Below are 18,712 nucleotides of genomic sequence, written 5' to 3'. Positions count from 1 at the left end.
GGTCCGAAGCCTTTCATTGTTCAGCGTTGACGCGAGCTTACGTACAGAAACCAAGGCGCACGGGGTTAACGCCTGTAATAACTGAAGCTGAGAGGTGTGCACCGCTGCGGTGCGCCGCTGCAGTGCGCCGCTACGGCTGACGCGAGCCTCCCCCCAGCTCGCCCTCCCAGCGGCGGTACAGCGTGTGCGGCACCCCTGCCGCGTCGAGCGCCCGGCCCGCGACGAAGTCCACCAGATCCTGGATGTGCGTCGCGCCCGCGTAGAACGCCGGAGACGCCGGCAGCACGATCGCGCCCGCCTCGTCGAGCGTCACGAGGTGCTTGAGAGTCTGCCCGTTCAGCGGCGTCTCCCGGACCGCGACGACCAGCCTGCGCCCCTCCTTGAGCGTCACGCTCGCCGCGCGCTGCAACAGGTCCTTCGACAGGCCGAGCGCCACACCGGCCACGCAGGCCGTCGAGGCGGGAACGATGATCATGCCTTTGGCCTGGTACGAGCCCGAGGACGGGCCCGCCGCCAGATCACCGGCCGGCCAGTACTTCACGTCGCCGGTGCCGAGGTCCCCGAACGTGTCCGGCTTGCCGTCCGCGCCCCGCGCCAGCCACTGCGCGAGGTCCTCGCGCCAGTGCGCGTCGCGGAACGCGATGCCTGTCTCGTCGAGCAGGGTGAGCCGCGACGCGCGCGAGACGACCAGATCCACGGCCTCGCCCGCGGCAATGAGCGCACGCAGCACCGAGGCGGCGTACGGGGTCCCGGATGCGCCGGACACCCCGACCACCCAGGGCCTGCGGCTCGGTGCGTTAACGTGCTCCACACCACGAGCCTATCCGGCGCCCCGGCAGGGGAACTTGGGCAGGGGCCGTGGCCGTTCCTTCACCGGGGGGTGGGGCCGAGATGACGGACAGCACGAGCCGTACGGGCGGCGTCGGCAGCACGGGCACGGGCCGTGCGCTGGCCGCGGGCAAGCTCATGGTCGGGTGGGTCGCCCTGCTGTGGCTGATCGAGATCGTCGACACGGCGTCGGGGCACGCCCTCGACCGCTTCGGAGTCCAGCCGCGCGACCCCGCCGAGCTGGTCGACGTCGTCCCGGCATCCTTCATCCACTTCGGCTTCGACCACGTCGCGGCGAACTCGATACCGCTGCTCGTCCTCGGCTTCGTCGCCGCGCTCTCCGGGATGCGCCGCTTCCTCATCGCCTGCGCGCTGATCATCGTCGCGGACGGGCTCGGGGTGTGGCTCGTCGCCCCCGCCCACTCGAACACGGCCGGCGCGTCGGGGCTGATCTTCGGCCTCTTCGGCTTCGTCGTGCTCAGCGGCTTCGTCGAGCGCAGACCGCTCGGCATCGTCGTCGGCGTACTCATAGCCGCCTACTGGGGCACGACGATCCTGGCGGGCCTCTCCCCGGCGAACGAGGGCGTGAGCTGGCAGGGCCATCTGATCGGCCTGATGGCGGGCGTGACGGCGGCGTTCGTCGTCCGGCGCCGACCGGAACCGAAGCGCACCGCGCCGCCCACCTGAGTACCCGGCTGAGTACGCGGGCCCATGCGGGCGGGCGCCGGGCCGCCGGACAGTAAGGCCATGAAGGCCCTCTACGTGGTGCTCAGCGGGGCGGCCGCCGTCGTCGCCCTCGTCCTGGTCTACGCGCTCGGCATCCCGGCCGAGACCGTACTGCTCGTCCTCGGTGGCGCCGTCTGCCTGATGTGGCTCGTGCTGCTTCTGACCGTGCCGTGGAACCTATACTTCCGCGCCCGTTCCGTGGTCCACGAAGCCGGTGTCAGCCGGGAGAAGGGGCTCGCCGTCCCGGCCGACCGGGACGCCGAGGCGGAGCGGATCGCCGCCGTGATGCTGCGCCTCGCCGTCGGCGCGCACCTCGTCACCGGCGCCGTCGCGGTGTTCGCCGCCTGGGCCACCGGGCGCGAGGCGGGCTACTGGCTGGCCGGGTGCTATGCGGCCAGCACCCTCTTCCGCCCCGCGGGCGCCTGGTTCACCGCGCTGCGGCGCCGGCTGACCACGCTCCACGGAGAAGTGCGCTTTCCGCGCGACGACGTGGCCACGGTGCGCGCCACCGTGGCCGGGCTGCGGAAGGGAGCCGTCGTCCTGGAGGAGAAGGCCGAGGAAACCTACCGGGTCCTCGGCGAGCTGCGCGCCTCCATGGATGCCGTCAGCTACTCCGCCCACCAGCGCGCCGACCGCACGGATCAGCGCATCGACACGCTCAGCCGCGAGTTCGAGGCCGTGGTGAACCGTCTTACGGACAACCAGGAGATCATCGGCGGGCTCAAGGCGTTCCTCCGCCTGGTCCGCGCCGACGCCGCCGGCACCCCGTGAGCGGGGGCCTCACCCCATGAGCAGGGGGCTCACACCGTGAGGCCGCGCACCAGGAGGTCGAGGAGTGCGCACACGAAGAGGGCGATTCCGATGAAGCCGTTGACCTGGAAGAACGCCCGGTTGAGGCGGGACAGGTCGTGCGGCTTGACGATCGTGTGCTCGTACAGGAACGCGCCCGCGACGATCACGAGGCCGACCCAGAAGAAGGCCCCCGCGTCGGTGGCGAGCGCGTACCAGACGAACAGGGCCGTGACGACGGTGTGGCAGACGCGGGCGCCCCGGATCGCGGCCGGGATGCCGAAGCGGGCCGGGACCGACATGACGCCGACCTCGCGGTCCGTCTCCACGTCCTGGCACGCGTAGATCAGGTCGAAGCCGCCGATCCAGATGCCGACCGCGAGACCGAGGATCACCGCGTCCCACGACCACGAACCGGTGATCGCGAGCCACGCGCCGATCGGACCGATCGCCTGCGCGAGACCGAGGATGGCCTGCGGGAAGTTGGTGAACCGCTTGCCGTACGGGTAGACGACCATCGGGATGACGGCGAGGGGCGCGAGCGCCAGGCAGAGCGGGTTCAGGAGCGCGGCCGAGGCGAGGAAGATCACCAGCGCGATCAGGGCGCCGGTCCACGCCGACTTCACCGACACCGCGCCCGTGACGATCTCACGGTGCTTGGTGCGCGGGTTGCGGGCGTCGATCTCGCGGTCGATGATCCGGTTCGCCGCCATCGCGAACGTCCGCAGGCCCACCATGCAGATGGTGACCAGGAGCAGCCGGCCCCAGTGGATGTTCTTGTCCAGCCCGAACATCGCGGTCAGCGCCGCGATGTAGGCGAAGGGCAGTGCGAACACCGAGTGCTCGATCATCACCAGGCGCAGGAACGCCTTGGTGCGCCCCGGCTGCGGCAGGATTCCTTCAGCGGCGCTCACTAGAGTCCGTACTCCTTCCAGCGGCGGTCCACCAGGGCCGCCGTTCGGGGGTCCGAGACGACCATCTCGGGCCAGCCCCCGTCACGCGTGTACCCCTCCTCGGGCAGCTTCCGCGTCGCGTCGATGCCCGCCTTGCCGCCCCAGAACTGCTGGTAGGAGGCGTGGTCGAGATGGTCGACCGGGCCTTCGACGACGGTCAGGTCGCGCGCGTAGTCGGTGTTGCCGAGGGCGCGCCACGAGACTTCATGAAGATCGTGGACATCGCAATCGGAGTCGACGACGACGATCAGCTTGGTCAGCGACATCATGTGCGCGCCCCAGATGGCGTGCATGACCTTCTGGGCGTGCTTGGGGTACTTCTTGTCGATCGAGACGATCGCGCAGTTGTGGAAACCGCCCGACTCCGGCAGGTGGTAGTCGACGATGTCCGGGACGATCACCTTGAGGAGCGGGAGGAAGAACCGCTCCGTGGCGCGGCCGAGCGGCCCGTCCTCGGTCGGCGGGCGGCCGACGACGATGGACTGGAGCAGCGGCCGCCTGCGCATCGTGACGCAGTCGATGGTCAGTGCGGGGAACGGTTCCTGCGGGGTGTAGAACCCCGTGTGGTCGCCGAACGGGCCTTCGGGCAGCATCTCGCCGGGCTCCAGCCAGCCCTCCAGGACGACCTCGGCGCCCGCCGGAACCTGGAGCGGGACCGTCTTGCAGTCGACCATCTCGACGCGCTTGCCCTGGAGGAAGCCGGCCAGCATGTACTCGTCCATGTCGCCCGGCAGCGGCGCCGTCGACGCGTACGTGACGGCGGGCGGGCAGCCGAAGGCGATGGCGACGGGCAGCTTCTCGCCCTTGCGGGCGGCCACTTGGTAGTGGTTGCGGCTGTCCTTGTGGATCTGCCAGTGCATGCCGATGGTGCGCTTGTCGTGGCGCTGGAGGCGGTAGAGGCCCAGGTTGCGGACGCCGGACTCGGGGTCCTTGGTGTGGGTCAGGCCCAGGTTGAAGAAGGAGCCGCCGTCCTCGGGCCAGGTGAACAGCGCGGGAAGCTTCTCCAGGTCGACGTCGTCGCCGTGCAGGACGACCTCCTGCACGGGCGCGTCCTTGACCTTGCGCGGCGGTACGTGGGTCATCGCGCCGAGCTTGCCGAACGCCTCCCGGACGCCGACGAAGCCGTGCGGCAGCTCGGGCTTGAGCAGGCCGCCGATCTTGTCGCTGATCTCGCTGTACGACTTCAGGCCGAGCGCCTTGAGGAGCCGGCGGTCGGTGCCGTACACGTTCATCGCGAGGGGCATCGCCGAGCCCTTCACGTTCTCGAACAGCAGGGCGGGGCCGCCGGCCTTCTGCACGCGGTCGACGATCTCACCGACCTCCAGGTACGGATCGACCTCAGCCTTGATGCGCTTGAGGTCACCCTCGCGCTCCAGCGCCCGGAGCAGGGAGCGAAGATCGTCATAAGCCATGCCATCCAGTTTGTCATCCCTGGTGGCGGATCTTGCCGGGGGCCGGGCCCCTGCCGGGCCGGGGCGGCTCAGCGCTCCGCGCGGGCCAGGTCGTCGGCGTGCGCGCGCAGAGTGAGGGCGACGGACCCGGCGGTGCACATGGAGGCGCCGACGGCCGCGAGCGGGGCGCCGATGAGCAGGGCGGTCACGGGCGCGGGCCAGTCCCGCTCCTCCGCGCACAGTTCGGCCTTGCGCCGGACGATCTGGTCGCTGCGGGAGCCGCCGTCGTCGTACACACCGGCCCGGTCCGCGACGGCAGGCCCGGAACACTCGACGCTCCAGACCTCGGTCTCGTACGGCACGAACATCTGGTAGACGGCGTATCCCCAGCAGATCCCGGCCGCGACGAGCAGGCCGATGCCCCACGCCCGCTGCCGCTCGGCGCGGATGCGGAAGCGGTCCTCGATCACTGCCGGATGCAGTGCCCCCGTCATGGTTCCCCCTGTTCCGCCGCACGGTTCCCCGTAGGCAGTTCTCATACGATGCCGGCCAGACGCTACCCTGGGCCCGCTTTTGCGCACCCAGCACTTTCGCCACATCCCCGGGGGGACCGCGTCTCATGCTCAGGTATCTGCCGTTCCTATTGGTCCTGGCACTGTGGATCTACGCGTTCATCGACTGCCTGAACACCCCCGAGGAGGAGGTGCGCGGGCTGCCGAAGGTGGTGTGGGTGATCATCATCCTGCTCTTCGGCGAGGTCCTCGTCGGGCCGGTCGCCTGGCTGGTGGCCGGTAAGCGCCGCCACGCCCCGGCCGGTGGTGCGACCCCCTCGGAGTGGCACCGCAACCACCGCGCCCGGTTCGTCGCGCCCGACGACAACCCGGAGTTCCTGGACTCCCTCAAGGAAGGGAACAAGAAGGACGAGGCGCTCCTCAAGGACTGGGAGGCGGACCTGCGCCGCCGCGAGGAGGAGCTGAAGCGGCGCGAGAAGGAGCAGGGCGAGGGCTGACGCGCCATGGAGTCCCCTCAGACCCCGGCTCCCGGCCGCCCTCTGGCCCTCGGTCTCGCCCGTACCTGGCTCGCCACCGCCGTCGAGGAGGCGCGGGCCGGTCGCGCCGAGGGCGGCATCCCGATCGGGGCCGCCCTGTACTCGGCCGACGGAAAGGTACTGGGCCGCGGTCACAACCGGCGCGTGCAGGACGCCGATCCCTCGGCGCACGGCGAGACCGACGCGTTCCGCGCCGCCGGACGGCAGCGCACGTACCGGGGCACCACGATGGTGACCACGCTCAGCCCCTGCTGGTACTGCTCGGGCCTGGTGCGCCAGTTCGGCATCTCGCGGGTGGTCGTCGGGGAGGCCACCACGTTCCATGGCGGGCACGCGTGGCTGGCCCGGCACGGGGTGGAGATCGTGCTCCTCGACGACGCCGGGTGCGTGGAGATGATGCGGGAGTTCATCGCGGCGGAGCCCGGCCTGTGGAACGAGGACATCGGGAGGTAGCAGCCCCGGCTCACGACCGGGCCGCGTACCCGTCCCGCAGCGACTGCCAGCGCTTCGGGGTCCACGTCTGCCAGGCCTCGCGCGTCATGGGACGCCCGTCGAGCGCGTCGAGCAGGCTCAGGAAGTGGTCGTGCCAGCCGGCCAGGCAGTCCAGGCGCAGGGCGTCGTCACCGTCGAACTCGTTGGTGAAGCGCAGGGTGGTGGCCGGTTCCAGGTGGCAGCGGATGCGTCCGTGCACGCCGCCGAGGGTGTACTCGACGACGCGCTCGACGTCCCAGGCGGTGATCCGGCCCTGGTGCGCGCCGCCCCCGTTGAGCCAGCGCAGCGTGACGGCGCCGCCGAGCCGCGGTTCGAGGACGTCGGCCGCCGCCAGCCACCCTTCGAGCCCTTCCGGAGTGGCGACCGCCCGCCACACCTGTTCGACGGGGTGCGGCAGGCGCAGCGTGAAGAACAGGGTGTGGGTGGTTCCGTCGGTACGGCTGGTACCGGTAGGTACGGCGTGCTCGGCGTTCTCGCGCGGCTCGGTCATGGGTCCAGCTTGCCGGGGCGACGCCTCAGACGCCCGCGTACGAATGCTTGCCGGTGACGAAGATGTTCACGCCGTAGTAGTTGAACAGCCAGCAGCCGAACGCGACCAGCGCCAGGTAGGCGGCCTTGCGGCCCTTCCACCCGGCGGTCGCGCGGGCGTGCAGGTACGCGGCGTAGGCCACCCACGTGATGAAGGACCAGGTCTCCTTGGGGTCCCAGCCCCAGTAGCGGCCCCACGCGTCACCGGCCCAGATCGCGCCCGCGATGATCGTGAACGTCCACAGCGGGAAGACCGCCGCGTTGACGCGGTAGGAGAACTTGTCCAGGGACTGCGAGGCGGGCAGCCGCTCCATCACCGAGGTGGCGAACTTCCCCGGCTGACCGCCGCCGGCCAGCTTGTTCTCGTAGGAGTCCTTGAACAGGTACAGGACCGTGGAGACCGCGCCGACGTAGAACACCGCGCCGCAGAAGATCGCCGTGGAGACGTGGATGTACAGCCAGTACGAGTGCAGGGCGGGAACCAACTGGTCGCTGGCGGTGTACAAGACGGTGACAGCGAGACCGAGGTCGAGGAGGACCGTGGTGACCAGCGGAAGGCCCAGCCAGCGGACGTTCTTCTTCAGCGCGAGCAGCGCCAGGTACACACCGACGGCGACGGTGGAGAAGGTGAGGTTGAACTCGTACATGTTGCCCCACGGCGCGCGCTGCACCGACAGGGCACGGGTGAGGACGCCGGCGAACTCGATGAGGAAGCCGAGCGCGGTGAGCGAGATCGCGATACGGCCGTAGAGGTCGCCCTGCTCATCACCGCCGGAGGCACCGGGCCCGTCGGGCACGTCGCGCGAGCCCGCGGCGGCCCGGGTCACGACCTGGGGCCGCTCCAGGACAGCGGTGGCGCCGTTCTTCTGCTTGACCTGGACCTGCACGGCGGCGGCGGTGTCGGCGGCCTGCGCCTTGCCGGTCAGGGCGGCGGCGGTACGGCCGACCTTGCTGCGGCTGCCGAAGATCCACTCGGCCATGTTGGCGAAGAACGCCAGCAGATACACGGCCATGGACGAGTAGATGAGGACGTTACTCGTGTGCGCCAGTGATTCGTTGGTTGCGGCGGCGAGAGTCACTTCTCAGCCCCTTCGGCGGAAACGGCAGTGGATGGTGCGGTGGTGTCCGGCGTCCCCGTGGTCTCGGGAGTGTCGGGGGTCTCGGGGGTGTCGGGGGTCTCGGGGGTGTCGGGGGCGCTCGGCGCCTGGGTGTGCAGCCGGCCGACCAGGTCGCCCAGCTCCTCCGGGAGCTTCGCGGACTCGCTGCGGCCGAGGCCGGCCATCTCGACGACGGTGACCCCGTCGGGGCCCTCGACGGCGCGCACCCAGACCCGGCGGCGCTGGATGAAGAGGGAACCGGCCAGACCGCCGATGGCGACGATGGCGCCGCCGAGCGCCCAGCCCTGAGCGGGCTGGTGCGAGATCTGGAAGGTGACCCATTCCTTGATGTCCTTGTCGAAGGTGATGGAGCCCGCCCCGTTCGGCAGCTTCATCGTCTCCCCCGGCAGCAGGCGGGTCTTCAGGGCCTTGCCCTTGGAGTCCTTGAACTCCTTCATGTGAGAGGTGTCGAGTTGGTACACGTTCTGCGGCAGTCCCGCATCCACCCCGAGGTCACCGTGGAGCGCGTTGAGCGCGAGGACGGGGAAGTCCAGGGCGGGGAACTGGGAGAACATCGTGCCCTTGCCCGCGCCCGCGAAGGTCGGCACGAACCAGGCGCTGAAGCCGAGCTGCTCCTTCTCGCCCTTGGCGTCGCGGTAACCGTCCATCACCTTGATCGCGCCCTGCGAGGAGATGTTGGAGTCGATCGGCAGCATCGGCACGGCCTGCTGGGAGACGACCTTGCCCTTGCCGTCGCGGACGGTGACATTCACGGCGTAGCCGTGGCCGTTGAGGAAGATCTTGGTGCCGTCGATCTCCAGCGGGTGGTTGGACTCGATGGCGGTCTTCCGCACCTTGCCGTCGGCGCCCTGGCTGTAGCTGACGTTCGCCCGGAAGGTACGCGGCGTGCCCTTCTCGGGGCCGGTGCGCGCGTAGGTCGCGGTGAACTTGTCGAGGGTGAAGTTGAACGGCGAGAGGTCGCGGTCGCTGTCGAAGAGGTTGCCGGACTTGAAGTCGTCGTACTGCGGCAGCACGTTGGAGAAGCCGTCGCCCTCGACGACGAGCTTGCCGCCCTCGAACTTGAAGAGCTGGCCCCAGGCGAAGGCGGTCAGCATGACGATCAGCGCCATGTGGAAGGCCAGGTTGCCGACCTCGCGCAGGTAGCCCTTCTCGGCTGCGACGGCGTTCCCCGCGAGGTGCGAGCGGTAGCGGCGCTTCTTCATCAGCGCGAGCGCTGCGGTGCGCACCTGCTCGGGGCCGGTCTCGGTGCGCCAGGTCGCGTACGCGGGCAGTCGGTCGAGGCGCTTCGGGGCACCCGGCGGGCGGCCGCGGAGCTGGCCGACGAACTGCCAGGTGCGGGGCACGATGCAGCCGATGAGCGAGATGAACAGCAGGATGTAGATCGCGGAGAACCACACCGAGCTGTAGACGTGGAAGAGACCGAGCTTCTCGTAGAGCGGCCCGAGCGTGGTGTGCGCCTTCTGGAAGTCGCTGACCTTGAGCGGGTCGGTGCCGGACTGCGGGATCAGCGAGCCGGGGATGGCGCCGAGCGAGAGCAGGAACAGCAGGATCAGCGCGACCCGCATCGAGGTGAGCTGCCGCCAGAACCAGCGGACCCAGCCGACGACGCCGAGCCGCGGCGGGTTCGGCGCCCGGTCCTCCACCGGTGCGGTGGACAGCTGGGCGCCGGCTTCCTGCTCGGTGCTCTCCGGACTTGCCGTGCCGGGGCCCTGCGGGCCGTCCTGGCCCTCCGTGCTTTCAGGGGTACGCGTCTTGCTCATAAGTCAGATTCCCACCTGGAAGCCGGTGGACCAGGTCCGCATCTGCCCGACGAGGCTGTCCCAAGCGCCGGTGAGCAGGAGGATCCCGGTCAGGATCATCATGATGCCGCCGATGCGCATCACCCATGCGTAGTGCTTCTTGACCCAGCCGAAGGCGCCGAGCGCCTTGCGGAAGGCGATCGCGGCGAGCACGAAGGGCAGGCCGAGTCCGAGGCAGTACGCGACCATCAGTATGGCGCCGCGCCCCGCGCTTCCCTCGTTGATGGCGAGAGTGTTGACCGAGGCGAGCGTGGGGCCGATGCACGGGGTCCAGCCGATGCCGAAGAGGGCACCGAGCAGCGGCGCCCCGGCGAGCCCGGTCACGGGCCGCTTGTGGAAGCGGAACTCGCGCTGCGTCATCCACGGCATGAGGCCGAGGAAGAAGACGCCCATGAGGATCATGAGGACGCCGAGGACCTTGGTCAGCGCGGACTGGTAGTCGAGGAGCGTGGAGCCGAAGTAGCCGAACAGTGCGCCGCCGGAGACGAACACGGCGGTGAAGCCGAGCACGAACAGTCCGGCGCCGGCCGCCATCCGCCCCCGCCGCTGCTCCATGAGGTCGGTGCCGGTGATGCCGGTCACGTAGGAGAGGTATCCGGGGACGAGCGGCAGGACGCAGGGCGAGAAGAAGGAGACGAGCCCGCCGATGAGGGCGACCGGGATGGCGAGAAGGAGCGCGCCGTCCGTGACCGTGTCACCGGCGGCGAGGGTGACGAGCGTGGGGGACACCGTCGCTCACTTCTCCGCGACGACCGGGTCGAGCATCTTGCGCAGGCTCTCCTCGCTGAGCGGCTTCAGCGAGCGCGCGGCGATCTTGCCCTCCCGGTCGACGATGATCGTGGACGGGATGGCCTGCGGGTTCAGCGTGCCCTTCTCGAAGCTGAGGAGCAGCTTGCCCGTCGGGTCGTAGTAGCTCGGGTACGTGACGTCGAAGCTCTTCTCGAACTCCTTGGCCGGGCTGGTGCTGGTGTCCCGCGTGTTGATGCCGAGGAACTGGACGCCCTGCTCCTCGCTCGCCTTGGCGACCTTGACGAAGTTGGGTGCCTCGGCGCGGCAGGGCGGGCACCAGGAGCCCCAGACGTTGAGGACGACGACCTTGCCCTTGTAGTCGGCGAGCTTGAGGGCCTTGCCCTCGAGGTCCTCACCGGTCAGGTCGGGCGCGTCGTGCCGCTCGCCCTTCTTGACGGTGGCGATGCCGCCGGAGCTGGTCACGAAGTTGGTGTTGTTGCCGCCACCGGAGGTACCGCCGGAGCCGCACGCGGTCAGCGCGAGGGCCGCGACGGCGGCGCCTACGGTCAGCTGGGCGGCGCGGCGCAAGGTCGCTGGGGTGCGCGGGGTGCGGCGGGCGGCACTCATGTGAAAAGTTTCGCATGTCTGTTTAGGGGATCTTCCGCACCCCCCTCATGGACGGAAAAGCCCATTTCAGGCGGTGTTTCAGGACGGGTCCGCAGGCGAGCCCGGGGACTGGTTCCCGGCCGGCTCCGTGAGGAACTTCCGCCAGCCCTCGGCGGGCTGCTGCCCGACGTCGAGCGTGCGGAGCTTCGCGAGCACCTCGGGGTCCTGCGCGTCCATCCAGTCGACATACTGCCGGAAGGAGACGAGGCGTACGTCGCTGTGCTTGTCGGCAGTCGCGGCGATGTGCTTGAGCGCTGCCTCGACGGCGTCCATGTAGATGCCGCCGTTCCACTCCTCGAAGTGGTTGCCTATGAAGAACGGCGCGCGGTTCGTCTCGTAGGCCCGCTTGAAGCCGGATATGTAGGCGTCGGTGGCCTGCCGGCGCCAGCCCGGGTAGTTGTGCGCGGGCGCCTTGGTGGAGTTGAGGGACTGGTTGGCCAGCATGTTGTAGTCCATCGAGAGGACCTCGAAGCTGTGCCCGGGGAACGGTACGGCCTGCAGCGGCAGGTCCCAGATGCCGTTCTTCTTGTCGGGCCAGCGCTGGCGTCCGCCGGGCGAGGAGGCGTCGTAGCGCCAGCCGAGCTCGCGGGCGGTGGGCAGCAGGTTGTCCTGGCCGAGGAGGCAGGGGGTGCGCCCGCCGACCAGCTCCTTGTCGTAGTCGAAGGGGAGCGGGGGCTCGTCGTGCCAGCCCGTGTTGGTCCGCCACTGCTTGACGAAGGACGTGGCCTGGTCGATCTCGCTGCGCCACTGCTGCGGCGTCCAGTTGGCCACGGTGCCGGAGCCGCCGCAGAAGTGGCCGTTGAAGTGGGTGCCGATCTCGTGCCCGTCGAGCCAGGCCTGGCGGACGTGGGTGAGCGTCGCCTTGATGTGCTCGTCGGTGAGGTAGCCGATGTCGGAGGCGCCGACCGGGTTGTTCGGCCCGTGGTAGAGCCGCTTCTTCGACTCGGGCAGCAGGTACAGGCCCGACAGGAAGAAGGTCATGTGCGCGCCGTGGTCCTTGGCGAGCTCCAGGAAGCGCGGGAAGAGGCCGTTGCCCACCTCGCCCGCGCCGTCCCAGGAGAAGACCACGAACTGCGGCGGCTTCTGCCCCGGTTCGAGCCGCTCGGGCGTGGCGGGCTGGTGGGGCTGCTTTCCGGTGTACGCGGTCGAGCCGTCCCCGATCGGCTTCGCGGCCGGGCGCTTCGGCCCCTGGGTGTTCCCGGAGTGGCCGCCGGGCGAGACGGTCGGGGCTCCGCCCGAGCCGCCGGATCCGCACCCGGCGAGCGCCACCGCGGTCGCCGCCCCGGCCCCCAGACCGAGAAGTCCCCTACGGCTGACATCGCGCATAACGTCCTCATTCGTCGCACTGTGCACCCATTCATGGCGGGCACACAGTTAGAGGGCTCGACGAAGACGCGGGTTCCGACAAGTCGTAGGTATTTGCGGTGCTTTGTGGGGGAATGGCAAAGGCCGCCGTCGATCAACGGCGGCCCGTGCTCCGCAGGTCAGGGCTCAGGCGCCGAACGCCTTGCCGCCCTGGGGCTGCTTGGCGCCCTTCTTGCCGCCGGCCAGCAGATGGGCCGGGACGAGGTCGCGCGCGGGCTCGGTGTATCCCACCGACACGATCTTGTCACCCTGGTACGTGAACGTGGTCAGCGAGGCCAGCGTGCACTGGCGCTTGCGCGGGTCGTGCCACAGGCGCCGCTTCTCGACGAAGCTGCGCACCGTCCAGATCGGCAGCTGGTGGCTGACGCAGACCGCCTCGTGGCCGCGGGCCGCGTCCTTGGCGGCGTCGAGCGCGCCCATCATCCGCACGACCTGCTCGACGTAGGGCTCGCCCCACGACGGCTTGAAGGGGTTGACGAGGTGCTTCCAGTTGTCCGGGTTGCGCAGGGCGCCGTCGCCGACGCCGAAGGTCTTGCCCTGGAAGACGTTGCCCGCCTCGATGAGCCGCTCGTCGCTGTCCAGGTCGAGGCCGTGCGCCTTGGCGATCGGCGTCGCCGTCTCCTGCGCCCGCTCCAGCGGGGAGGCGACCACGTGCGTGATGTCACGGGAGGACAGGTGCTCGGCGACCCGGTCGGCCATCTGCCGGCCCAGCTCGGAGAGGTGATAGTCGGGCAGCCGCCCGTACAGGATCCCCTCGGGGTTCTCCACCTCACCGTGGCGCATGAGATGGACGACGGTGATGTCGTCGTCGCTCTTCGCCGGACCCGCGCTCTTCAGGTCCGTGTTCTTCGTGCTGTCGCTCATGCCGTGGCCTCCGCAGCCGCGCGGGCGGCAGCCGGGAGCGCGGCGGCGATGCGCTCGACCGCCCGCTCGTCGTGGGCGGTCGAGACGAACCAGGACTCGAACGCCGAGGGCGGGAGGTAGACGCCTTGCTCCAGCATCGAGTGGAAGAAGGCGGTGAAGCGGAAGGACTCCTGGGCCTTGGCGCCCTCGTAGTCCCGGACCTCGTCGTCGGTGAAGAAGACGGAGAACATGTTGGAGGCGTTCTGCACGCGGTGCGCGACGCCCTCCTTGCCGAACGCCTCGGTGACGAGGGCCCGCAGCTGCTCGCTGACCGCGTCGACCTTCGCGTACGCGGCGTCGTCGAGGAGGCGCAGCTGGGCGACGCCCGCGGCGGTGGCGACCGGGTTCCCGGAGAGCGTGCCCGCCTGGTAGACCGGGCCCGCCGGGGCGAGGTGGGCCATGATGTCGGCGCGGCCGCCGAACGCGGCGGCGGGGAAGCCGCCGCCCATGACCTTGCCGAACGTCATCAGGTCCGGCACGACACCGTCGATGCCGAACCAGCCGGCCTTCGACGTGCGGAAGCCGGTCATGACCTCGTCGGAGATGTAGAGCGCGCCGTTCTCCTGGCAGACCGCCTTGAGGCCGGCGTTGAAGCCGTCGAGCGGCGGGACGACGCCCATGTTGCCGGGCGAGGCCTCCGTGATCACGCAGGCGATCTCGCCGGGGTGCGCGGCGAACGCCTCGCGCACGGCCTCGAGGTCGTTGTACGGCAGGACGATGGTGTCGACGGCCTGGGCGCCGGTGACCCCGGGGGTGTCCGGCAGGGCGAAGGTGGCGACGCCGGACCCGGCGGCGGCGAGCAGCGCGTCCACGTGCCCGTGGTAGCACCCGGCGAACTTGATCACCTTGGCGCGGCCGGTGAAGCCGCGGGCGAGGCGGATGGCGGACATGGTCGCCTCGGTGCCCGAGGAGACGAGCCGCACCTGCTCGACCGGCGCGATCCGCTCGACGATCGCCTCGGCGAGCTCGACCTCCCCCGCACCCGGCGTGCCGAAGGAGGTGCCGCGGGTGACGGCCTCCTGAACGGCCGCGATGACCTCGGGGTGGGAGTGGCCGAGGATCATCGGCCCCCACGAGCACACGAGGTCGACGTACTCGCGGCCGTCGGCGTCCGTCAGATACGGACCGGTACCGGACACCATGAAACGGGGCGTACCGCCCACGGCTCGGAACGCGCGCACGGGCGAGTTCACGCCACCGGGCGTGACCACGGCCGCACGGTCGAAGAGCCCCTGCGAAACGGGTGCCTCATAGGGATAGGGGGTGTTGTTCGCCTCTGCCATGCCTCTCAGCGTACGGCCCGCTTCCCCGGCCCCCCGCGCGCGGCTCCCGGGCGCCCTAGACTCGGGCTGTCAGGGCGCTGTACCGCTTCTGTAGAGCGGCCTGGGCCGGCCGCTCGCGCAGTTGTTTCACTCGGACGTTTCGGCGAGTGACCGTGGGGGAGGTCACTGACACGATGATCGGGTTGCGCGTCGGCGGTCGCGCGGCCTAGAAAAGGGCCTGGCGCCCTGAGAACAGCAGTCGGGTGGAGATATGCATCGCGGTGGCGGCGGACTGGGCGAGGGGACCGACGACCTGGGCCCCCGGCGTGCCCGGCGGGGGAGGCACCGGCGCGAGGGCCACGACGAGACGGTGGCACGGGTCCAGAGAGCGACAGGCGGCGGGGACAGCGGGAATGGTGGCCGGGTGGGGGTGACGTACAAGTACTTCGGCGCGCCGGACGGCGCGACGGCGGCCCGCGTTCCGATCTCCATGCGCCCCGAGGAGCTCGGCGGTGACGAGCTGGGCATGGGCGGCATGTTCACGAAGATCAAGCCGGAGACGATGGCCGCGATGGTCCTCACCGGTATCGAGGGCATACCCCTGCACAAGGTCCCGCCGCTCGAGCTGGTCGTGCTGCACCCGGACTACGCGGTGGTGAAGCTGCCGATGACGGTCGTCGACCCGCTGCGCGGGGTGGGCGAGGAGGCCGTCGGCGCGGCGGCGTTCATCTGGTCGACGGTCCCGGACCGCGGCGGCCCCCGGGACGCGTTCAACGTGTACCAGCTGCTCCACGAATGGCAGGACTTCAGCCACCGGCTGCACGACGCGGGGCATCAGGCGTACTGCCTGGTCTGGCCCTGACCCCGTGACGCACCACGCCTGAGCGGCGCCTGCCCGACCGTCCCCGTACACCCGGGCGTGGCCCGACCACGCCGACGGCCCGTCCCCTGATCGGGCGACCGCCAATGGGCTTTTTACCCGGGCCTGCCCCGGTCTCGACGAGCGGCCTACCCGCCGCGGGGAGACTGGGCCGGTACATCAAGGGGTGTGCGGGTCCGTACCGGGCGCCCGCTCGGGAAGGCATCACCTATGAAGATCGTGTTCCTGCTGCACAACGTCTACGCGGTCGGCGGCACCGTGCGCACCACGCTCAACCTCGCCGCCGCGCTCACCGAGCACGGCGGGCACGAGGTGGAGATCGTGTCGATGTCGCGGCACCGGGAGGGCCCGAGGTTCGCGGTCGACCCGCGGGTCACCCTCGTACCGCTGGTGGACACGCGGGCCGACGGCCCGGACAGGCGGCAGGCCGCGTACGCGGAGCCCTCGCGGGACTTCCCGGCCGCCGAGAAGCGGTACAAGCAGTACTCGCTCCTGCACGACCAGCGGGTCCGTGCCTACCTGGAGGAGCGGTGCGACGCGGACGTCGTCATCGGCACCCGGCCCGGCATCAACGTCTACCTCGCCAAGTGGGGCCCGCGGCGGGCGCTGCGGATCGGGCAGGAGCATCTGCGCCACGACGCGCACAGCAAGAAGCTCCGCGCCGAACTCGCCCGGCACTACCGGCGGCTCGACGCGCTCGTGACGATGACGGAGGCGGACGCGGCGGTGTACCGGGCGCGGGTGCCGCTGCCGGGGGTGCGGGTGCTGTCCGTGCCGAACATCGTGCCGCCCACGACGGTCGCGCCCTCCGACGGCTCGTCGAAGATCGTCGCGGCGGCGGGCCGGCTCGCCCCCGGCAAGCGCTACGACCTGCTCCTGGAGGCGTTCGCCGAGGTCGCCGCGGAGGTCCCGGAGTGGGAGCTGCGGATCTACGGCGGCGGCGCGCAGGAACCGCATCTGCGGGCGCTCATCGAGCGGTACCGGCTGACCGGGCGGGCCCGGCTGATGGGCACGGTGTCGCCGATCGAGCCGGAGTTCGCCAAGGCGGCGCTCGTGGTGAGCGCCTCCGACGCCGAGTCGTTCGGGATGACGCTCGTCGAGGCGATGCGCTGCGCGGTGCCCGTGATCAGCACCGACGCTCCGCTCGGCCCCGCCGAGATCGTCACCGACGGCGTCGACGGACGGCTCGTCCCGGTCGGCAGCGCGGGCGCGCTCGCCGAGGCGATGACCGAGCTGATCGGGGACGCGGCACGTCGCAAAAGGATGGGCGCGGCGGCGCTCGCCTCCGCACACCGGTTCGATCCTGAGCCTATTGTGGCGCGATATCACAGCCTTTTCGCGGAACTCAGGGCCTCTCGATTCCGTCGAGCAGGACGACGGTTCCGTGCCCGGGCCACCAACTGGGCGCGCAGGAAGGTCCGCTCGCTGCGCGGAGCGCGGCCGGGCGGCCGAGGGGGGACATCTCATGACGGCCGACGCAGCCGCGCCCATGGCACCGCGCACCCCGGACGACCCTGAGGTGCACGCCCTGAGAGTGCTGCCCGCAAGACAGACCGCGCCACCGGGCACGTCCGCCTCCGCGCCGGGCGGCCGGTGGGGCGCCGCGTTCCGGTCGCTGCGCGACGGCGACTGGCTGGCGGTCGTCGCCGTGCTGTACCTCCTGGCACAACTCGCGTTCGTCGTGACCCAGTTGGGGCACGGGCTCGGCTGGGACGAGTCGGTGTACGTGTCGCAGTACGACCCCCGCAACCCGACCGTCTTCTTCAGCGCCCCGCGCTCACGCGGCACCAGCCTGCTCACCGCGCCGCTGATCGCGGTGACCGACTCCACCGTCGTCATCCGGATCGTCCTCGCGGTCCTTTCGTCGGCCGCGCTGTACGCCGCGTTCCGCGTGTGGCGACCGCTGGTCGGGGCGCGCACGACGGCGTTCGCGGCGCTGCTCTTCGCCGGGCTGTGGATCGCGGTCCTCTCCGGCGCGATGGCCATGCCGAACCTGTGGGTGGCGTTCGGCTCGGTCGGCGCCGTCGGCTGGTTCCTGCGCGCCGACGGCAGCGGCACCGGCGGCGGCACAGGCGGCGACACCGGCAAGGCCCGGTACTGGTGGCTCGCGGGATGCGTCGCCGTGGTCGCGCTGTTCCGGGCGCCGGACGCGGCCTGGCTGGTGCTGCCGCTCGCCGTCGCCGCGCTGCTGATGCGCGAGCGCCGGCGCACCCTGCCCTACCTCGCGGCGGGCCTCGTCGCCGGTCTCGCGCAATGGGTCGTGGAGGCGTACGTGCGCTGGGGCGGCGTGGCCGAGCGGCTGCGCGTGTCCAGCGCCACCGAGGGCGACATGGGCCTGCACCTGAACTTCGGCACCGCCTGGCGCGCCGTCAACGGCCCGCTGCTGTGCCGCCCCTGCACGGCGGGCAACCCCGCCCACCCCGAACTCGCCCTGTGGTTCCTCGCCCTGCCCCTGCTCACGGCGGCGGCCGTGTTCGTCGCACTGCGCGGGCGCCGCCCCGCGCCGATCCTGGCCCCCGTGGCCTGCGCCGCCGCGCTCTCGGTCCCGTACCTCCTGCTCATCGGCTACTCGGCGCCGCGCTTCCTGCTGCCCACGTACGCACTGCTCTCGCTGCCGGTGGCGGTGCTGCTGCGCCGGATGCGCCGCCACCGGGCGCTCGCGGTCGCGGCCGTCGCCCTGGTCGTGCTCCACCTGGGCAGCCAGTTCGCCGTGCTGCACCGCGAGGTCGCCTCGACGGCGCGCACGGACGCCCGCTACATCGCCGCCGCCGACGGCCTGCGCGCCCTCGGCCTGACGCCGCCCTGCCTCGTGACGGGCCCGCGCGCGCTGCCCGTCGGCTACGCGGCCGGCTGCGCGTCGGCGCAGACGCGCGGCAACAACGAGTCGATGACCCGCGACGACCTGCTGCGCCGCGCCGCCGAGGTGCCGACGGCGGTCCTCACCGAGCGCGGACACCGGCCGCCGAAGTACGCCAGGGACTGGACCCCGTACGAGCTTCCGCACACCCCGGGCTGGACGGCGTGGAAGGCACCCACGCCGGGCCGGCCCTGACTACTCGGCCCGCAGGGCGGCGAGGCGCTCCTCGAAGGGGGTCACCGCGAAGCCGTCGGCCGGGTCCACCGAGGTGATCGCGCCCGTCAGGGAGCGGGGTGCGATGGCGGCGGCGGTGTCCACGTCCGGGGCCGCGTCGGCGGCGGCCGGGGCCATGAACCGGGCCAGTTCGGCGCCCGCGCG

The 18,712-nt window shown here is 70.9% G+C and carries 19 protein-coding genes and 1 pseudogene; 7 read left to right on the top strand and 13 right to left on the bottom strand.

The features are described 5' to 3' along the window. Positions 1-130 precede the first annotated feature (130 nt). Positions 131-811, bottom strand: a complete 681-nt coding sequence (locus tag ACH4RC_RS30045) for a UbiX family flavin prenyltransferase (RefSeq protein ID WP_398206502.1) — start codon at positions 809-811, stop codon at positions 131-133. Positions 812-891: 80 nt separating this feature from the next. Here ACH4RC_RS30045 and ACH4RC_RS30040 point away from each other — a divergent pair, with 80 nt between their 5' ends. Together ACH4RC_RS30040 and ACH4RC_RS30035 are read left to right on the top strand one after the other, a co-directional pair. After that, positions 892-1,515 carry a rhomboid family intramembrane serine protease gene (locus ACH4RC_RS30040; RefSeq protein WP_398206500.1) on the top strand — a complete coding sequence of 208 codons (624 nt, stop codon included), beginning with the start codon at positions 892-894 and terminating at the stop codon, positions 1,513-1,515. Positions 1,516-1,575: 60 nt separating this feature from the next. Beyond that, a complete protein-coding gene (locus ACH4RC_RS30035; RefSeq protein ID WP_398206499.1) occupies positions 1,576-2,325 on the top strand; it encodes a hypothetical protein in 750 nt (249 codons plus the stop codon). A 29-nt stretch (positions 2,326-2,354) separates the two neighbouring features. On the opposite strand, the gene mqnP is transcribed toward ACH4RC_RS30035, so the two are convergent. From mqnP to ACH4RC_RS30020, 3 genes are all read right to left on the bottom strand, one after another. Further along, on the bottom strand, positions 2,355-3,257 hold the full coding sequence (mqnP, locus tag ACH4RC_RS30030; protein ID WP_398206497.1) for a menaquinone biosynthesis prenyltransferase MqnP: 903 nt from the start codon (positions 3,255-3,257) through the stop codon (positions 2,355-2,357). Then, positions 3,257-4,708 carry a menaquinone biosynthesis decarboxylase gene (locus ACH4RC_RS30025; protein WP_398206495.1) on the bottom strand — a complete coding sequence of 484 codons (1,452 nt, stop codon included), beginning with the start codon at positions 4,706-4,708 and terminating at the stop codon, positions 3,257-3,259. Before ACH4RC_RS30025 ends, mqnP begins: the two co-directional genes overlap by 1 nt. 68 nt (positions 4,709-4,776) lie before the next feature. Then, positions 4,777-5,181, bottom strand: coding sequence for a hypothetical protein (locus ACH4RC_RS30020; RefSeq protein WP_398206493.1), 405 nt, complete (start codon positions 5,179-5,181; stop codon positions 4,777-4,779). A 125-nt stretch (positions 5,182-5,306) separates the two neighbouring features. On the opposite strand from ACH4RC_RS30020, the gene ACH4RC_RS30015 reads away from it, so the two are divergent. Further along, positions 5,307-5,696, top strand: a complete 390-nt coding sequence (locus ACH4RC_RS30015; protein ID WP_398206492.1) for a PLD nuclease N-terminal domain-containing protein — start codon at positions 5,307-5,309, stop codon at positions 5,694-5,696. Between the two features lie 6 nt (positions 5,697-5,702). Then, positions 5,703-6,188 (top strand): nucleoside deaminase, encoded by a 486-nt coding sequence (locus ACH4RC_RS30010; RefSeq protein WP_398206490.1) that lies wholly within the window; start codon positions 5,703-5,705, stop codon positions 6,186-6,188. A 10-nt stretch (positions 6,189-6,198) separates the two neighbouring features. Here ACH4RC_RS30010 and ACH4RC_RS30005 read toward each other — a convergent pair whose 3' ends face one another. The 8 genes from ACH4RC_RS30005 to hemL form a co-directional block, all read right to left on the bottom strand. Continuing rightward, positions 6,199-6,717: an SRPBCC domain-containing protein gene (locus ACH4RC_RS30005; protein WP_398206488.1), complete on the bottom strand. Its 519-nt coding sequence runs from the start codon at positions 6,715-6,717 to the stop codon at positions 6,199-6,201. 25 nt (positions 6,718-6,742) lie between these two features. Beyond that, complete coding sequence (ccsB, locus tag ACH4RC_RS30000; RefSeq protein WP_398206486.1) at positions 6,743-7,834, bottom strand: c-type cytochrome biogenesis protein CcsB; 1,092 nt, start codon at positions 7,832-7,834, stop codon at positions 6,743-6,745. Further along, a complete protein-coding gene (locus ACH4RC_RS29995; RefSeq protein ID WP_398206484.1) occupies positions 7,831-9,633 on the bottom strand; it encodes a cytochrome c biogenesis protein ResB in 1,803 nt (600 codons plus the stop codon). The genes ccsB and ACH4RC_RS29995 overlap by 4 nt, the downstream gene beginning before the upstream one ends. Positions 9,634-9,636: 3 nt before the next feature. Next, on the bottom strand, positions 9,637-10,401 hold the full coding sequence (locus tag ACH4RC_RS29990) for a cytochrome c biogenesis CcdA family protein (RefSeq protein WP_398206483.1): 765 nt from the start codon (positions 10,399-10,401) through the stop codon (positions 9,637-9,639). A gap of 6 nt (positions 10,402-10,407) precedes the next feature. Then, positions 10,408-11,028, bottom strand: coding sequence for a TlpA family protein disulfide reductase (locus ACH4RC_RS29985; RefSeq protein ID WP_398206481.1), 621 nt, complete (start codon positions 11,026-11,028; stop codon positions 10,408-10,410). Positions 11,029-11,106: 78 nt separating this feature from the next. After that, on the bottom strand, positions 11,107-12,393 hold the full coding sequence (locus ACH4RC_RS29980; protein WP_398206479.1) for a hypothetical protein: 1,287 nt from the start codon (positions 12,391-12,393) through the stop codon (positions 11,107-11,109). 165 nt (positions 12,394-12,558) lie between these two features. Next, the gene (locus ACH4RC_RS29975) at positions 12,559-13,296 is read right to left on the bottom strand and encodes a histidine phosphatase family protein (RefSeq protein WP_398206477.1); all 738 of its coding nucleotides are present in this window, start codon (positions 13,294-13,296) and stop codon (positions 12,559-12,561) included. Continuing rightward, on the bottom strand, positions 13,293-14,618 hold the full coding sequence (gene hemL / locus ACH4RC_RS29970; protein ID WP_398206475.1) for a glutamate-1-semialdehyde 2,1-aminomutase: 1,326 nt from the start codon (positions 14,616-14,618) through the stop codon (positions 13,293-13,295). Before hemL ends, ACH4RC_RS29975 begins: the two co-directional genes overlap by 4 nt. Positions 14,619-14,868: 250 nt before the next feature. On the opposite strand from hemL, the gene ACH4RC_RS29965 reads away from it, so the two are divergent. From ACH4RC_RS29965 to ACH4RC_RS29955, 3 genes are all read left to right on the top strand, one after another. Beyond that, the gene (locus ACH4RC_RS29965; RefSeq protein ID WP_394433200.1) at positions 14,869-15,459 is read left to right on the top strand and encodes a hypothetical protein; all 591 of its coding nucleotides are present in this window, start codon (positions 14,869-14,871) and stop codon (positions 15,457-15,459) included. Positions 15,460-15,687: 228 nt separating this feature from the next. Continuing rightward, on the top strand, positions 15,688-16,995 hold the full coding sequence (locus tag ACH4RC_RS29960) for a glycosyltransferase family 4 protein (protein ID WP_398206473.1): 1,308 nt from the start codon (positions 15,688-15,690) through the stop codon (positions 16,993-16,995). Further along, positions 16,943-18,529 carry a hypothetical protein gene (locus tag ACH4RC_RS29955; RefSeq protein WP_398206471.1) on the top strand — a complete coding sequence of 529 codons (1,587 nt, stop codon included), beginning with the start codon at positions 16,943-16,945 and terminating at the stop codon, positions 18,527-18,529. Before ACH4RC_RS29960 ends, ACH4RC_RS29955 begins: the two co-directional genes overlap by 53 nt. On the opposite strand, the pseudogene ACH4RC_RS29950 reads toward ACH4RC_RS29955, so the two are convergent. Further along, positions 18,530-18,712, bottom strand: a pseudogene (locus tag ACH4RC_RS29950) (hydroxymethylpyrimidine ABC transporter substrate-binding protein); the annotation flags it as partial.

This window comes from Streptomyces sp. NPDC016845, assembly GCF_044332585.1.
Lineage (GTDB): Bacteria > Actinomycetota > Actinomycetes > Streptomycetales > Streptomycetaceae > Streptomyces.
This window is presented reverse-complemented; position numbering and strand designations above follow the sequence as displayed.

What these genes read in the sequence shown, in the direction of transcription:
- ACH4RC_RS30040 (WP_398206500.1), top strand. Translation starts at nt 892, where the DNA reads ATGACGGACAGCACGAGCCGTACGGGCGGCGTCGGCAGCACGGGCACG.
- ACH4RC_RS30035 (WP_398206499.1), top strand. Translation starts at nt 1,576, where the DNA reads ATGAAGGCCCTCTACGTGGTGCTCAGCGGGGCGGCCGCCGTCGTCGCC.
- ACH4RC_RS30025 (WP_398206495.1), bottom strand. Translation starts at nt 4,708, where the DNA reads ATGGCTTATGACGATCTTCGCTCCCTGCTCCGGGCGCTGGAGCGCGAG.
- ACH4RC_RS30020 (WP_398206493.1), bottom strand. Translation starts at nt 5,181, where the DNA reads ATGACGGGGGCACTGCATCCGGCAGTGATCGAGGACCGCTTCCGCATC.
- ACH4RC_RS30015 (WP_398206492.1), top strand. Translation starts at nt 5,307, where the DNA reads ATGCTCAGGTATCTGCCGTTCCTATTGGTCCTGGCACTGTGGATCTAC.
- ACH4RC_RS30010 (WP_398206490.1), top strand. Translation starts at nt 5,703, where the DNA reads ATGGAGTCCCCTCAGACCCCGGCTCCCGGCCGCCCTCTGGCCCTCGGT.
- ACH4RC_RS30005 (WP_398206488.1), bottom strand. Translation starts at nt 6,717, where the DNA reads ATGACCGAGCCGCGCGAGAACGCCGAGCACGCCGTACCTACCGGTACC.
- ACH4RC_RS29995 (WP_398206484.1), bottom strand. Translation starts at nt 9,633, where the DNA reads ATGAGCAAGACGCGTACCCCTGAAAGCACGGAGGGCCAGGACGGCCCG.
- ACH4RC_RS29985 (WP_398206481.1), bottom strand. Translation starts at nt 11,028, where the DNA reads ATGAGTGCCGCCCGCCGCACCCCGCGCACCCCAGCGACCTTGCGCCGC.
- ACH4RC_RS29980 (WP_398206479.1), bottom strand. Translation starts at nt 12,393, where the DNA reads ATGCGCGATGTCAGCCGTAGGGGACTTCTCGGTCTGGGGGCCGGGGCG.
- ACH4RC_RS29975 (WP_398206477.1), bottom strand. Translation starts at nt 13,296, where the DNA reads ATGAGCGACAGCACGAAGAACACGGACCTGAAGAGCGCGGGTCCGGCG.
- hemL (WP_398206475.1), bottom strand. Translation starts at nt 14,618, where the DNA reads ATGGCAGAGGCGAACAACACCCCCTATCCCTATGAGGCACCCGTTTCG.
- ACH4RC_RS29965 (WP_394433200.1), top strand. Translation starts at nt 14,869, where the DNA reads ATGCATCGCGGTGGCGGCGGACTGGGCGAGGGGACCGACGACCTGGGC.
- ACH4RC_RS29960 (WP_398206473.1), top strand. Translation starts at nt 15,688, where the DNA reads ATGAAGATCGTGTTCCTGCTGCACAACGTCTACGCGGTCGGCGGCACC.
- ACH4RC_RS29955 (WP_398206471.1), top strand. Translation starts at nt 16,943, where the DNA reads ATGACGGCCGACGCAGCCGCGCCCATGGCACCGCGCACCCCGGACGAC.